This window comes from Rhodococcus sp. A14 (assembly GCF_011603105.1).
GTDB classification, from domain to species: domain Bacteria; phylum Actinomycetota; class Actinomycetes; order Mycobacteriales; family Mycobacteriaceae; genus Rhodococcus_F; species Rhodococcus_F opacus.
Window position 1 is genome coordinate 1 of the sequence record NZ_JAAOQS010000067.1, and the last position, 15523, is coordinate 15523.

The 15523-nt window shown below is 62.1% G+C and carries 11 protein-coding genes; 5 read left to right on the top strand and 6 right to left on the bottom strand.

The window, feature by feature from the left end; all coding sequences use genetic code 11:
- Positions 1 to 672: 672 nt before the first annotated feature.
- A complete protein-coding gene (gene tnpA / locus G9373_RS28735) occupies positions 673 to 1119 on the bottom strand; it encodes an IS200/IS605 family transposase (protein ID WP_133987665.1) in 447 nt (148 codons plus the stop codon).
- A 22-nt stretch (positions 1120 to 1141) separates the two neighbouring features.
- Between tnpA and G9373_RS28740 the strand changes: the two genes are divergently transcribed.
- The 3 genes from G9373_RS28740 to G9373_RS28750 all read left to right on the top strand — a co-directional run bounded on the left by G9373_RS28740 (position 1142) and on the right by G9373_RS28750 (position 5885).
- The gene (locus tag G9373_RS28740) at positions 1142 to 2290 is read left to right on the top strand and encodes an RNA-guided endonuclease TnpB family protein (RefSeq protein WP_133988077.1); all 1149 of its coding nucleotides are present in this window, start codon (positions 1142 to 1144) and stop codon (positions 2288 to 2290) included.
- A gap of 1428 nt (positions 2291 to 3718) precedes the next feature.
- Positions 3719 to 4363 carry a ScbR family autoregulator-binding transcription factor gene (locus G9373_RS28745; protein ID WP_257226474.1) on the top strand — a complete coding sequence of 215 codons (645 nt, stop codon included), beginning with the start codon at positions 3719 to 3721 and terminating at the stop codon, positions 4361 to 4363.
- Positions 4364 to 4958: 595 nt separating this feature from the next.
- On the top strand, positions 4959 to 5885 hold the full coding sequence (locus G9373_RS28750; RefSeq protein ID WP_133987666.1) for a ScbA/BarX family gamma-butyrolactone biosynthesis protein: 927 nt from the start codon (positions 4959 to 4961) through the stop codon (positions 5883 to 5885).
- Between the two features lie 31 nt (positions 5886 to 5916).
- Here the strand turns inward: G9373_RS28750 and G9373_RS28755 are convergent, their stop codons facing one another.
- Both G9373_RS28755 and G9373_RS28760 read right to left on the bottom strand, forming a co-directional pair.
- A complete protein-coding gene (locus G9373_RS28755; protein ID WP_061698480.1) occupies positions 5917 to 6564 on the bottom strand; it encodes a ScbR family autoregulator-binding transcription factor in 648 nt (215 codons plus the stop codon).
- 781 nt (positions 6565 to 7345) lie between these two features.
- Positions 7346 to 8419, bottom strand: coding sequence for a PDDEXK nuclease domain-containing protein (locus tag G9373_RS28760; protein ID WP_167117979.1), 1074 nt, complete (start codon positions 8417 to 8419; stop codon positions 7346 to 7348).
- Positions 8420 to 9870: 1451 nt separating this feature from the next.
- On the opposite strand from G9373_RS28760, the gene mihF reads away from it, so the two are divergent.
- Complete coding sequence (gene mihF, locus G9373_RS28765; protein ID WP_005564740.1) at positions 9871 to 10188, top strand: integration host factor, actinobacterial type; 318 nt, start codon at positions 9871 to 9873, stop codon at positions 10186 to 10188.
- Positions 10189 to 10268: 80 nt separating this feature from the next.
- Here the strand turns inward: mihF and G9373_RS28770 are convergent, their stop codons facing one another.
- A complete protein-coding gene (locus G9373_RS28770) occupies positions 10269 to 10610 on the bottom strand; it encodes an Lsr2 family protein (RefSeq protein ID WP_061045229.1) in 342 nt (113 codons plus the stop codon).
- Between the two features lie 697 nt (positions 10611 to 11307).
- On the opposite strand from G9373_RS28770, the gene G9373_RS28775 reads away from it, so the two are divergent.
- Positions 11308 to 11814: a helicase associated domain-containing protein gene (locus G9373_RS28775; protein WP_167117984.1), complete on the top strand. Its 507-nt coding sequence runs from the start codon at positions 11308 to 11310 to the stop codon at positions 11812 to 11814.
- Between the two features lie 282 nt (positions 11815 to 12096).
- Here the strand turns inward: G9373_RS28775 and G9373_RS28780 are convergent, their stop codons facing one another.
- Both G9373_RS28780 and G9373_RS28785 read right to left on the bottom strand, forming a co-directional pair.
- Positions 12097 to 13206, bottom strand: coding sequence for a hypothetical protein (locus G9373_RS28780; protein ID WP_167117987.1), 1110 nt, complete (start codon positions 13204 to 13206; stop codon positions 12097 to 12099).
- A 253-nt stretch (positions 13207 to 13459) separates the two neighbouring features.
- Positions 13460 to 14503 carry an integrase gene (locus G9373_RS28785; RefSeq protein ID WP_133988079.1) on the bottom strand — a complete coding sequence of 348 codons (1044 nt, stop codon included), beginning with the start codon at positions 14501 to 14503 and terminating at the stop codon, positions 13460 to 13462.
- Positions 14504 to 15523: the final 1020 nt, after the last annotated feature.

Sequence of the window (15523 nt, forward strand, 5' to 3'; positions counted from 1 at the left end):
ACAGCTGCCCACCCTGGTGTCCCCCACGCCCCTGGTGCCGGTCTCTTGCCCCTGAGCACCCGTTACTTCCGAATCTGACGACCACCGAAACGGGGGCCGCGCTGTACGGGAGCAGCTCCAGCGTGCACGAACACGCCCGACCAGCACGAACAAGACGACCACCTCGCTCAAAAGCGTAGATCTGGTCTAACACCCGGGCCGACAACCTAACGCGAGGCGCGCCGTGTATTCGGTGAGAGTTCACATTTGCCCTACCCGCCAGTGGACCTGCGCGGCTTGGGTACACCAATACGCCACCCCGTCACCAACTCCTCCGCCCGCCCTGCCGCTGGCCCCCACGGATGGAAAATGCTGTCGCTGAATCGAAGTCGGTCATGACTGGTTTATGGACGGATCCTACGATTGTGCCCGAACCGAGAGCCGCAGTGGCATATTTCTGAGTATGCCCAGGTACCTGGTAACGCTCGATGATGGAACATCGAGCGAGAAGACATTCGAATCAGACTTTCACGCGATTAACGAGACGCACCGGCCCCATCCACCCCGGCGCGGCATCGCCCAGATCGACCGTTACGACAAGGTCGGAACGCTGGTCCCGGTGTGGCCAGCCTCCACAACCAAGTCCAGCTGACCGCGGTGCGTAGCGCGCAAGCCCGGTCCTTCAGGGCCGGGTTAGCGCATCGACTTCGGCCTGCCGGGAGCGCGGGGCGGTCGCCGCTGCTGCTCGATGTACTGCCGGATGATCGAGATGGGTGCCCCGCCGCACGATGCGGCGAAGTAGCTCGGGGACCAGAGGTGTCCGTTCATCGAGTGTCGGTTCACCCATTCGCGGTATTGGTCGCGCAGGCGGCGTGCGGAGACGCCTTTGAGGCTGTTCACCAGCTTCGAGATTTGGATGGTCGGAGGGTATTCGATCAGCAGGTGCACGTGGTCGCCCTCCCCGTTGAACTCGACCAGGCGAGAACCGTAGTCGTCGCACACGCTGCGCATCACCTGTTCGCAGGTGGTCAGCATCTCGTCGGTGAGGACTCCGCGGCGATACTTGGTAACAAAGACCAAGTGGACGTGGAGGGCGGAAACAACGGAGCGGCCACGTCTGTATTCAGGTTCAGAAACCATAGACCAATGTTATTCTTTGGGTGTGCAGTTGCGATACCAGTACCGCGTCTATCCGACGCCCGGTCAGCAGGACATGCTGGCCCGGTCGTTCGGGTGTGCGCGGGTGGTGTTCAACGACTGCCTGCGCATCCGCCAGGCTGCGTATGCGTCCGGGGTGAAGCTGTCGGATACCGCCGTGCAGAAGCAGGTAGTCACCGCAGCGAAGAAGACTCCGGAGCGGGCCTGGTTGGGCGAGGTCGCATCGGTGGTGCTGGTGCAGGCGTGTCAGGACGCGCGGCGGGCGTACCGAAACTGGTTCGACTCGCTCTCCGGGAAACGGAAGGGCCGCAAGGTCGGCGCGCCACGGTTCCGGTCCCGCAGGGACAATCGGCAGGCGATCCGGCTGACCCGCAACGGGTTCTCGATTCGCCCGAACGGGAAGCTGTACGTGGCGAAGGTCGGCGAGTTGGAGGTTGCCTGGTCCCGCGATCTGCCCTCGGAACCGTCCTCGGTGACGGTCATCAAGGATGCAGCGGGCCGGTATTTCGCGTCGTTCGTGGTCGAGACCACTGACGAACCTCTGCCGCCGGTCGATGCGGAGGTCGGTATCGACCTCGGGTTGGCAACGTTCGCGGTCCTGTCGAACGGCAAGACGATCAGCTCGCCGAAGTTCCTGCGCCGTGCAGAACGCAAGCTCCGCAAGGCGCAGCAAGTTCTGTCGCGCAAGGAGAAAGGCAGCAACAACCGGGTCAAGGCACGTATTCGCGTCGCGAAGGCCCACGCCAGAGTGTCCGACGCTCGCAAGGACTGGGCGCACAAGCACTCCACGGCGATTATCCGCGAGAACCAAGCGGTGTTCGTCGAGGATCTGTGCGTCCGGGGGCTGGCGCGGACACGGTTGGCGAAATCGGTCCACGACGCCGGGTGGGGAATGTTCACCCGCATGGTGGAGGAGAAAGCCGCCCGCTACGGGCGCACCTTCGTCAAGGTGGACAGGTTCTATCCGTCGTCGCAGATCTGCTCCCAATGTGGGGTCCGGGGCGGCCCGAAACCGCTTTCGATCCGGGAGTGGTCATGCAAGGCGTGCGAAGCGGTTCACGACCGCGACGTCAACGCCGCGAAGAACATCCACGCCGCAGGACGTGCGGAGTGGCTAAACGCCTGCGGAGGGGCAGTCAGCCTTCTCTCCTAGAGGGAAGCGAGCCCCAACGAAACAGGAACCCACCCAAGCGGCGCGCAGCGGCGCAGAAGGAATCCCGGTCGTTCACGGCCGGGAGGACGTCAAAACGCTTGACTGGATGGTCGCGTCGGTACGCAGTGTCGCAACGACAGCCAAACCCTGCTCCGTGCGGGCAAGCTCGAAAGCGTTCTGAAGTGTAATCACCGGTTGGCCTCCGATTCCGTACCGTCGGCGGCTTGACTCTGGCCCCGGTGTGCGGGTCGAGTGTCGAGTCGCTCTTCTGCCCAGTATGAGCCATCCGCTGCGACCAAAGACGCCGAAATTTGGAGAGGCCCCGAGCGCGGACCCGACAATCTCGCTGTCCACCACCCGTTGGCGAACAACGAAACGAAAGAGCCACCGGCGCTGAGAATCCAAGACCAGCAGCTTCGCGAAGGTTCTGCTCGAAGACGACGAAGGCCAGCCCAGCCCCTCGGTAACCGATGCCACAAGGACCCGTACCAGTCGTCAATTCCTTATCCGATGACAGGGAATGTCATAGGGAATCCATGGACACGGGCGGACACCGCACACAGGCGGCTCCTGCAGCCATTTCCGACCTGATCGCCGGTCGGCTTGCCGCGACGCGCCTGGGTCTATCCGACCTGCATTCAGTCGAAGTAGGCGGTAGGACTGTCGAACTTCCGTACGCCGTCGCAGGGCCACGGCGTCATCGGGTCATGGTCGGCAAGGCATAAGACGCCCCACCGTCCGCCCTCGGGTTGGTGATCGGCCATGAGCGTCCTCTGCACCTTTACGTACGCTGCAACCTCGGGCAGGTGACGCCTCGTGCTCTCGTAGTTGGTCAGCCGCGACTCAATCGAGCGGTTCAGTGGGCAACCCGGTGGTCGGACTTCGGCATATCAATTCCTCTAGTCGCGTCGAGAGTGAAAGCCTCTGGATCACCCGCCACCCCATTTCTGGCGACGGGCATCACCCGTGCGGACTGTTCCGCTACGTCGAGGATGTTCATTACAAATGCCGGTGCACTGATGCAAGTTCGCCCATCCGCCGGCGCGGACAGTAGCTTCCCAGTGATGGCATCGATTCAGGGCAGTCGGACCACCAAGAATTGGAGAACCCCGCCAGCCACTGGGGGTTTGGCTGGCGGGGTCAAATACACCCGCCCACGTCGCGTGGACAGTAGGCATGTGCCGGTTAATCGTATGACAGCGGTCACCAATAGTCAGAAAGTGTGACGCAGTCGATGGCCGTCAATTTGGTCGCCAGTCTGCAGCGCAGACATCCTCCCCGATGAACGACCCGCGGCGACCGTAGGAGACTCCGGCATTTCCAGGGACTCCATGCGCAGCAAAACAGGACATCCGTCCAAGTTCTCATAACTAATACCGACCTGTAGGTTTTGATACGACACCAGCATCAGCTGCAGAAAGGGGCGCCTTGCAGAAGCGAGCGATCGCTACGCGGCAGGCTGTGCTGGTCGCCGCAGCTGAGGTGTTCAACCGAATGGGTTACGTGAACGCAGGCCTACAAGAGATCATCTCCGAATCCGGGGTGACGAAGGGGTCGCTCTACTTCCACTTCAGCTCGAAAGAACAGTTGGCACGGGCGGTCATCGACGAAGGCTGCGCACGCCTCGATGCGGCATGCTCTCAACAATTCGACTCCCGCACACCAGCACTGGAAGCGTTGATCGGAATCTCGTACGTGCTGATCGCTCCGTCCAACAATGACAACCTGATGCTGGCCGCATTCCGCCTGCTCAACGAGATGGGCGACTTCCGGGGCACAGGGCACGTGGTCTTCGATCAATGGACCTCGACCTACCAGGCACTGGCGGCAAGGGCAGTCGACGAAGGCGACTTCCGCGCTGACACAAATCCGGACGAGGCCGGCCGCCTACTGCTCGAGATAACGTTCGGCACGCGCCTACTGGCGGTCGCAACCGACACACTGAGGGAACTGCCTGAGCGTATGACTACCGCATGGAAGGTTTTCCTGCCCGGGCTAGTCGACGACGCGAAAGTCGACTACTTCTCCCAGTTCGCCGCTCGCCGACTGTCCTCGTACCTCGTACCCTCCTAGCGTGTCGCCTCCCGGCGCGGACCCGGAACCGTACCTCCGACTCCATTGAACGAATCGACAGTGCCGGGACATACCCACGGATGCGACATTAAGATCGTCGCTGCGAGCGTCCACTTCGCGAGAGGCGATGAAGCGGCGCCCACTGAGGCCCGCCGGCGCTGGCGGCAAATAGCAACACATCGAGGGCCCACCTCACGTCCGCCACGCCTGTGCATGCCCGGCGCCACATTTCCTCCCAACGCCCTGGCACCGAGCCAGACTCGAGGGCAGGAAGTAGATGCGACCCGACCTCAGGCCCCCTCGGCCGGGCCCGATCAGCTGTGAAACAAGGGCCGCGCCGAAATCCCCGCCGACCAGCACTCTGGGCTTGATGAGCGACATAACTCTTACTGAACACCGCAGAACCACCCGCCGTTCGCGTGCGAGCGACGCGCCCTTCGCCGCCCCATTATCCGCCGTGTGCGCCCCACGCCCCAGGCCAGTTTTCCGTCGCATCCGCCGCGCCGAGGGCACCCGACTGGTCACTTGTCCGAGTCCCAGTTCTATAGTTCGGCAACCCGGCACATAGGACCGGTCGGTTTTCTGTGGAGGGTTCGTGACGCGAGCATGCCAACCGCTACTCGAGGCAATTCCTGCCCTATCCTTCGAACGGTCGATTGCCCGCCGATACGTGCATCGGCAGGCGATCGCCGAGGTCTTCCTCACCGATTGCGCCGAACTGCCTCAGCCGAATCACTTCGTCATCGCGGCGCAGTGGCCGCGCCTGCACGGCTTCTACCGCACGAGGGGCGGCCTGTACGACCCGATGTTGATGACGGAAACACTGCGCCAAGCAGCGATCTACCTTGCCCACGTGCGATACAGGGTACCGCTGAGCGGACGATTCGTGATGCAGGACATTCACGTTCATGCGCAACTCGATGCTTTGGAGGTCGGGCCGGCGGCCGCAGACGTGACAGCGATCGTCACGCTCTCTGATCTTGTGCACCGCGGTGACGTACTGTCGAGCCTCCGCATCGACCTGCGGTTCTGGCTGGCAGGTCGGGAGATCGGGTCGGCATCCGGTGTCGCGGTAGTACTCCCGCCGTCCGCCTACACGAGGGCCCGGTGGGGCGCCGCAGGCCCGCGTACCCCCGGCCCGGCGAGGTTCGGCACGGCCATTGCACCATCTTTGGTGGGCCACGTCGAAGACCAGCACGTGGTGATCGGCCGACAGACTGCGCGCGACGAGTGGGAGGTGCGCGTCGACGTGACACATCCGGTGTTGTTCGACCATCCGCTCGACCATCTCCCCGGGATGCTGCTCCTCGAGGTGCTGCGCCAGAGCACGTTCGCCACGTTCGATGTTCCAGACGCACATATGGAGTCGATCGACGCGGCGTTCCATCGATTCGCCGAGCTCGACCAGCGCACCACCGTCCGGGTCCGGACGCTCGACGAAGGTCCTTTGGCGGCCCGCGCGGTGATCAGGCAGGGTGGTGTCGACGTCACAACGGGAACCATAAGACTGGCTCGTCGCTGAGCGTCCCGATCCACTAACGCCGGTGTTGGAGCTAGTTTCGCTGAGCACCTTCGCTGCGGGCCTTGCGAATTCGGCCGATGTCCGGGTGTCGATGTGCGGGCATGATTCCGGGTAGCAGGAACATCCACATGTCGTCGACGCGGTGTTCGAGGTCCGTGCGCAGCGTCAACACCTGGGAGACGGTCTGGACACCGGTGAAGGCACCGATCACAAACCGGGCGAAGCGGGGCGGATCGATATCCGGCTCGAGGTCACCCTCCTCCACGGCGCGCCGCGCCAGGTGCTCGCACGTGTTGATCCAGTCCAAATAGGGGTCGGCGGGACCTTGGTCGTCGACACTGAGTTCGAGAGTGATCCGAATGCCGGCCCGCACGATCGGGTCGTGCACGATTTGCCGGGCCATCTCGTGGCAGAGCATGACAATCTGCTCGATCGCCGACGCCTGTTCGCGACCGATCGCCTCCACCGAAGCGATTGAAGTCGCGTGCTGCTCGGCGATAATGCACCGCGCCAGTTCTTCCTTCGACTTGAAATGAAAGTACAGCGCTCCCTTGGTGAGGCCGGTGTTCTCGAGGATGGTTCCGAGACTGGCTCCGACAAAGCCTTGCTTCTCGAACAGCTCGGCCGCTCCGAGAACGATTTGCGCCCTTGTCGCTACAGCCCGCGCTTGTTGTGCCACTGACACCCTCTCCTGCTCCGTGAAGCGAGAAACCCGATAGACGAAAGTACATGCCGCGTTTAGCAGCACGAACGCTACCCGTGCACCGCGAGGTAGTTGACCGTCGTACGACCGGACGCCCCCCTCGCGCTGTCCCCATGTGTTCTCGCTGCTCCATCCATCGTCGCCGCAGACTTACGACAGACCGTGGAGAACTCCACAAAGAAAACCAATCGGACGGTTTTGCTGTTACAGTTCGATCGTCGCGTTGGTCACGCGGCAAGGGAAACCGGGGAGACCGGCGGGCTGGGCGCAGAAGTCACTCTCATGAGGGGTGGGAGGAGCCACTGCGCCCAGCCACAGTCGTCCACGTCAGACCACCGGGGGCGTGACTCCCTCCCCCACACACGTCCCCTCAGACGCCGACGGCCAACTCCGGAAACGGAGTTGGCCATTCGGCATTTCAGTAGTTGTTCTCGGCAGTCGTGATACCACTCCGATCGACGGATTCCGCACCGCGACGATCCCTCCCGGTAGAACACCAAGTTGATCCGACCGTTCGCGCGCCACTTGCAGCCGCCAGGAGGATTGGGCTCGATGCAGAGCTCAAACGGATACGGATCTGCCGTCGTTCCCCAGCTCTCGACATCCTCGCGATTCAGGACATCAGGAAGAGCGCATCATCATCTCCGGATAGCTCCGATCGACACCACACGCCGACTGTTCCGTATTTGTCCAACAGCGTGTTGGACAAATACGCAGGCAAGGTCACCAGGATCCCGTCGCAGTCTGCACCGTGTTTTTAGGTGGCCTCGGCGTCACCTCGTGATGAACGACTTTCCTTCAAGTCGGTCAGAGTCTCGCCCACGGCAGCCGCGAGTTCATCGTCGGTCGGAACAAGCTCGCGGACCGGCGCGGGCAGAGTGTCATACGTGTAGTCGGCCACCGCCAAGGGCGCGGTGGTCCCGGCCAGGGAGTAGCGAACGACGTTGTCGTTGCGGCCCGCACACAGCAAGAGCCCGATGGTCGGAGCATGCTGGTCGTGGTCGCGCAGGTTGTCGTCAACCCAGGATACGTAGAAGCCAAGCTTGCCCGCGTACTCGGGTTCGAACCGGCCAATCTTGAGCTCGACAACAACGAAGCGGGACTGCACCCAATTGAAGAACAGCAAGTCTATGTAGAAATCGTCGCCGTTGACGTCGAAGTGGTACTGCCTGCCGACGAACGCGAAGCCGTGCCCGAGCTCAAGCAGAAACCGCTCCAGCCGAGCCATCAGCGCCGCCTCGAGCTCCCGCTCGGCAACCCGATCAGTGAGGTCCAGGAAATCGAACACGTACGGGTCGCGCACCAGCTGCTGCGCGAGGTCAGAGTCGCCAGCGGGAAGGTGCTCGGTGAAGTTCGACGGCGCCGCACCGATCCGCTGGTCGAGTCGGTTGCGGATCTGATGCATCAGGACGTTGCGGGACCAGCCGTGCTCGAACGCCGCGGCCGCATACCAGTCCCGGCTGGCCTGATCATCAAGTCGGTCGATCAGCAGCAGCACGTGGCCCCACGGAAGTTGTCCAACAGACTGCTGGACAAATGCGCTCCGCGGCCACTCCGCGGCAACCTTCCGCATGTAGTGCAGGTTGCTCCGCGAGAATCCTCTCATCTCCGGAAACTCGGATCGCAGATCCACCGCGAGCCGGTCGATGACCTTGCTGCCCCACCCCTCGGCGGCCTGGCGGTCGAGGATGGCCCGGCCGATGTCCCAATACAGCAGGAGCAGTTCAGTGTTGACCACCCGCGACGCCCGGATTCGGGCCTGGCGGACCTGAGACTTGAGGTGCTCGAGGAAGTCACGGTAATCGTCGGGTAGCAGTCCAGAATCGCTCACCGAGCCATCTTCCCGCAGATGGTGGCGAAGTCAGTGCGGCGCCCGCACCCGCGGCGCGTCACCCCGGGGCGATCGAGATCCGGGGTGATCGAGATCAGGGGCGATAAGCAGCGATGGCTCGCCGCCTGCACATTCACATTCCCACCGGCAACAATCTCGGCGCTCTGGAGGTAAGCCAGTGATGCCCAGCCGCCGCCGTATCGCCACGCGACGCCGGACCGACGAACCGATGATTCCGATCCCTTCATTCAGGTCCGACAACCTCGTCTCCGCCGAATCAAGCCCCCGCCGGGCGGCAGAACTGATCGATGTCTTCCGGCTAGCCCCTCTGCATCCCTGGACATCGCTTTTAGCACCCCCGGACCCCACCCTGCTCACCAGCGATAATCCCCACCGCGCCGGCAGGGACTGACGGTCGGTCTACCGCACCGGGAGAAGTCGGCAGAACCATGACCGACCCGCAAGCCGCCTGCGCAGGGCACCACACCTATACCGAGGCATCACGAACTTGGTAGTCAATTCCGCCCGCTTCACTAAGGTGGGAGGTCCGCGCTAGGCCAGTCGGAAGATTAAGGAGCGTTGTAGGCCTGTCGCGGCGAGAAGCGAGGGTCCTCTGCACCAGCAGGGATTCGACACTTCTGATGTTCGTCCCGACAATCTCCGCGAGGGGGTCGATGGCGCACCTTCACTCGTCGCGGGAGCCCCCCTGCTCGCCGTCATCACGGTCCGAATCCGATCGGTGATCTGGAAGTTTTTCCGTATCAGGCCATTTTGCGAGTTTTACGCGATGAAGGCAGGGGATCTTCCGCACGTACCCATCCTTGGTGACACAGCGCTCACCAATCCCTACACGACAGTGCGGACAGGGAATATGAGCGACGAACTCGAACGGATCCATCACTCACCTCCACCGACAGTGATTTCGTCATACGACTATGACTGACCATGGCGAATCATGCCGCACCGTCGCGTACACCACCACCGAACACCATTGAGCAACCCTTCGGGCGCGCACCTCGAAACTGAGGAACCCTTTCGCTGACCCCTACTTCGCCGGCACGCGCAGGGGGCATCACGCCACCCCGGTTCACGCTCCTCGAATTATCGAGTCAGCGGCTTCATGACGATGATCCTCATCTTGGAAGCGCCTCCGAAATCCGCAGCGTTCATCTCCACCGCAACAGCTTCCACCCGAAGCAAGGACACGATCGGCGATCATTGATCACCCAGATGTAAGGACGTCTTTGCTCTGAATCGACAACGCTCATCGCTAGCGAGACACCCAGACAACGTATTGATCAGGCACACTGTCGGACACATCCGTAGTCGTAAGAACAGCCATCCGGAGGTCGGTCTCATCCGATCAGTTTGCGGACATGTCCGTTCCACCTGGCACGATGGCGAGGGACAGCCAGACGATCTGGCCGAACAACGCAACAAGGAGCACCATCATGGCACTGCCTGTCTTAACACCGGAACAACGCGCCGAGGCATTGGCGAAGGCCGCGGAAGCCCGCAAAGCGCGTAGCGAACTCCTATCCGCAGTGAAGGCGGGCGACCTCAGCGTCGAGGCGGTGCTCACCAAGGCCGAAACGGACGAAATCGTGAAGAAGACGAAGGTCTCGGCGCTGCTCAAGGCGCTCCCCGGCGTCGGATCAGTGAAGGCCGCGAAACTCCTCGAGGAACTGTCGATCGCCGAGACCCGTCGTATCGGCGGACTCGGAGCCAACCAGCGCCAGGCACTGATCGAAGCGTCGTCCGCCTCCTGACCTTCGAACTGTCACAGCCTCCGGCCAACTCGAAATGAGCTGGCTGGAGGCTGTTTTTCAACTCGCGCGAAAGCGTGGACTCAGTGAGCTGCGCTGTACGCTTCCTCGATCTGAGCGGGGATCCGTCCACGCGTGGACAGCTCATAGCCCTCGGTGGTCGCCCATTCCCGAATTTCCTTTGCCCGCGTACGCCCCTGCGACGGTTCCACTGCAGGAGTCGACCGACGCTTCCTTCCACCGACGCGAGTTGCATGCTCGATGTAGAAGGTGAGAGTGCTGTGGAATTCCTTGGCGTTGTTGTCCTTCAGGTCGATCTCGTAGTCGACACCGTCGACCGAGAACGCGATGGTCTCCCCTTTGCCGTTCTGGATCGGAGTTCCGTCGATGTCGTCGATGCGTTCGACAACAATTTTGCGCGCCACAGTTCCACTCCTTCACGTCGATAACCCGAGGAACACTACTGCGAAGTAATGTTCACCTGCCAATCCGTGACAGGTCTTTGAACGGGACATCGCAAATTCCAGCGTTGGGTAGAGCACGATCGGTGCCCACTCCTCGGAGGCTGGGCGCGGCGATCCGGTCGTAGATCCCGGCTTACGACGAACGCTCGTCTCACTGGAACCACTAGAAATCCAGGCCGTCCGCATCCCGCCGACCGCACGGCCTCTCACGGGTGGAGGTTCACGGGCATGCCCCTTGCACCCGCAACCACGACCGCCCACCGCCAGCTGGTACCCGTGGACTCCCGTGGCCTGAACACTCAGCGCGACAATAAATCCCCGTTGGCCAGAAATCATTTTTTCGGCGGACTCGGAGCTTTGGAAACTGCGAGGAGCACCAACGCGCGGCCATCGAGCAGGTCCCACGGATCCCCACACAACTCCATAGGAGCCCGAATCGGGGGTCGAGAGAGTTCCAGTTCCCGCCGATGCGAATGCAGGGAACCTCGACAGCCCTCTCGCCGAAGACGATTGTGATAGAGACACGATCGAGAAATCTGAGGTGGACAGATACTCGGCGCCAGTCCGGCGGTTGCCTCACTCGGTCCGGGTGATTTTCATGACACGCGGTCAATGTGGTTGACATCGCCAAAGAAGAAGCTATGTACTTTACAAATATATGGATTCCACAGAAGGACTGATCTCGATGCGTACTCACCGGTCCGCAGCCTCGGCGCTGGAGCTGTACTCAGCGTTCCGGCAACAACATCCTCACACAGCGATACCCGAGAACTACGTAACTGAATGTGGCTTCCAACTCGGTCGCTGGCAGTACCGGCAGCGCGTCGCGCGAATGCTCGGCACCCTTCCGGCAGAGCGCATTCACCAACTCGATTCAATCGGCTTCGTATGGAGCGAAGACAATGCCCCACTACCCGCGGTCACCCGCACCGATAGCAAGCGACGTCGGATGCTGGCCGAGATCGCTGCTTACCGTGAGCAGCACGGCAATGCACTCGTTCCCGCGAACTATGTCAACTCTGAAGGCGAGCAGGTCGGTCAGTGGCTCTACCGGGCCGTGAAGAAGTGGCGAGCAGACGCGCTTCCTGACGAAGAGCGTGGCCCACTCGCAGCCCTCGGAGTTTCTCCCGGTCCCCGCCCACGCGGACCAAGAACCGCAGCGTGAAAACCGATCCCGACCACCAGGCCCTCCGCCTGAGTGATGGAGAGTGTCCTCCGCGTCTTTGACGAATTGCCCATTGCGGAGGTCTTCGGAAGTCCAGGGCCGGAATCGTCGTAGCCCTCCGTCGGCGCGGTCGGTGGGACGTACCCACGCCCGCAATACGTACGACCGTATTACACGGCGGAAGTCGTCACCCGCACTCAATCCTCTCGGCGGAGGACACTGTTCCTCGTTCTCGCACTGGGACTGGATCTTGTTCATTCCCGGTCGTCGCACCACCAGTGACTACGCCATGCCCATCTGCGCGAGCAGTTCCTCGGTGCGACTTAGGATCGCGTCAGCCTTCCGATCGATATCCTCGAAAGCCTCAGCGAGATCTCCCAATGCCCGGACATCCGCATACTTTCGGGCGATAGCCGCCTCATACTGCTCGGTGAGCGTTTCCGGGCCGAGCGATGCGCAGTCCACCCCGTTCTCGGAGCCGTAGACCCACGGTGAGGACACCTCCTCTTCCACCTCGACCTCGGCAGGCCTGTCCTTCGGATCTGAGCGGGTATGACTCGCCGAGGCGGCTCCCGTCAGATGGGCAGTAACGATTGTCGTGACCGACTTGCCGGACACCCCGCGGCGATCGCGGCGGAGTGCGGCGAAATGTCCCCACTGATCGAAGCTCGGCAGCAGGGGCCCGTCCTGGCCCTCGCGCAGACCCGGCAGCTTCCCGTAGGACTCCACCGTGTCATCGGCGATTTCATGACCACTGGCAAGACTTCGTGCGAGCACTCGGTTCGAGGGGTAGCGATCGAAGAACGCCTGAAGGCGTGCCCATCTCAGGTAGATCGCGACGGGGCAGCACTGAGGGTCGTCCGCTAGTGGGTGCAGCTCCACAGCGTGTCCGGCGCCAACGGTCACGATATTCCCGTCATACGTGACGTCGCTCCGTTGAAAGTCCCCCACCTCGGTCGCGGACATCCCAACAATGCAGTTGAGCACCAGGATGAGCGCATCCCTTCGGCCAAACAATCCTTGTGGCCACCCGACCGTTGGCAGCGTCAACAACGCCCCGCGTGCGGTGCGAGAGAGATCGTCGCGTCTACCTGCACGTGCTGACAGAACTTGGCGGATCACTCGAGCAGACCCAGGCGTGGGGTACCCACTGGCGTTGTGCACCCAATTGATCGCTGCGACACGGCGCCGTTGGGTGGACTGAGCCGCCGGATGCTCGTCAAGGAAGCTCGCGAGGGCAAGGGGATCAGCGGGGAGCGCCGACGCCGCGAGCGCAGTACACCAATCAGCGAACAGAGCCCAGTCGTATCGGTACTGTGCACCCTGACCACTCCGGGGAAACAGCGCGGAAACATTCTGCACGCCTTTGATTTCCGACTGCGCGATCGTCACGGTACGAGGCTATGCAATTCGATGCCGCCAATCACGCACCAGAGCCATGTGTCGCCCAGAGAGCTCTCTTCCCGAGCCGGCCAACTGCCCACACCGCACGTTCGGCATTGTCCCCTGGTGAGCCGCGCAACGGACGAAGAACTGCAACCGCAGGCACACCAAAGCCCCGCCCTCTGTCACCTTCGCTCCCAATAGCGTGATCGGGCCCGGAGCCCAACTGTTCTTACGCTCGCTCCCGAGACCACTCACGACACTAAGCCGTATGGCGCAAAGATCGGTCACGCTGCGAGTCGTTGTCCAAGCGCTCCGCAGCAGAGCCGGCCCGCAACGACTCTCCCCCGACCCGTTCGACAAACTCGTGGGAATGGCCCGCAAGGGCTGCGCGCCGCCGTATCACGGCGTGAATTGCAGCGCCCGAGAGCGCGACCGAGGTGATGTTGCCGTTCGCACGGATGGCACGGAAAACCGGTAACGCCGGATCCTGGACAACTGGCGCTGCGGAAAGGCAGACGTGGCCTTCGAACTCCTCGTGTTGGTGGAGCAACCGAATCACACCTGGACGACCGAAGCCGTCGACAGCCGAAACCACCTCGAGCCAGCGCCTGTAGGCACACGGCGCGCACATTGCGTGATCCCGCGATGACTCGACATGCTTGATCACGCCATCGACCAGACCCCCGTGCGGACCTGGAATCTGGACGCGAAGATCCCCGTCTCCGCACTGGGCCACGTCAGCAATGGTGAGCATGGACAGCTCGCAGCGCCGAAGTACCCCCGCGAAACCCATTAATAACAGTGCGCTGTCACGGCGCTCCCGTGCACGCTTGACCCATGTCGTCGCGTCACGACGGCTCGCATCGACAATTCCTTCGAGCTCGCCGATACGAAGTGGGTGCGCCCGTTTGGTTGGGCGGTCACCGTTCTGCTTGTATCCCCTTCGCGCGTTCGCAAGCGCGTCTTTGACACACGGCGACCGACCGGGCAGGGGCAATCCAGATGCGCGGTGCCAATAGTTGATGGACGCCACCCACCGACTCAATGTCGCAATGGAGTACATCCGATCGCCCACCTCGGACCGCGTCTCCGCGCTCTCACGCACATAGTCGGCGACAGCACGAGGATCGGTGGGCATCAATGAAATTTCACGGGGCGCACACCAACTCGCGAACCTAACCCAGTCCTGCCGGTAGTTTCGTGCGGTGCTGGCAGATTGCAGCCGGTCGAGTTCGGCAACGGTTCGATCGTCAACTCCCGGCAGCGACTGCGTCGCGTCGCCGCCCGACGGAACGGTAGGCATGGCCTCCGCTGACGTCGGGCTTGCAGGGCGTGACACATCGTGAGTGCTCACGTGCACATCATTCCAGCCGTAGCGGTCGTTCTCGTGGATCCGCCACGCCGTGCCGTGCTGGCACAGCTGCGGACGCGATGTTCTCGTTCGCCGGATGTGGTGATGCACGGTGCATCACCCCGGTCGCGCGGCCGACTGAAGCAGACCCCGCTCCCCACACCCTCGCACGACCACCCCCTGACACTTCCTTCTGACGTTGATGCAATCCGAGGCAGCTCCCCGCAACAGTCGATCGCAACTTCCATTGCTCGGATGGCGCCTATACTCTTGGAAGAGGTCCTGACCTGGGGACTTTTCCTCAAATCGAGTGCTGAGCTCCTTTTAGCGTGGGTCTGATAACAGATTGCGGAAGTGACTGGACCTAGCTACTTGCCTTCGCCGTTTCCGCAGAATACTTACCGCTCGCCGAGGGGCAGACGGGCCTAGATCCCGCTGCTAGGAACCACACCGAAACCTCTTGACCAGGCATTTCGTTGCCATCAGACGTGATGGCTGCGGTCAGCATGACTTGTGCAACGGTTCCCCCTTTTGCGCCGGCACGCGACAACTGGTTGGAGGCACTGCGCTGACGGCTTTGCGCTCATTGACGATGACGTGACGAATGCCTTCGGCCCCGCTTCTCGCTCCGAGCATCAAGACCCGTTTGCAGGCGTCCCTTCTACCGAGACTGGGGCCGTCAATTGTCTCGAAAGTGAGAGAACAGCCCCTTCCCGGCGTTTCGTCAAGTGACGTAACACCGGGTGGGGGTGCGGCGGGCAAAATGTGGGCTGGTTCCAGGCGTGGCCGCGCACCTAAGAGCGGATTCCAGGCGTTACTCGGCGACACTCTTCACCGATCGCCCCGGCCAACCAGAGACTGCAGTGTCGACCATGCTAATGGCCATTGGTATGGCCTTGCATATGGCCTTAAGTGAGTTGTTCGTGGCAGCTGAATCCAGGAGTTGAACATGGACGCCAATCGCGCTCTTGG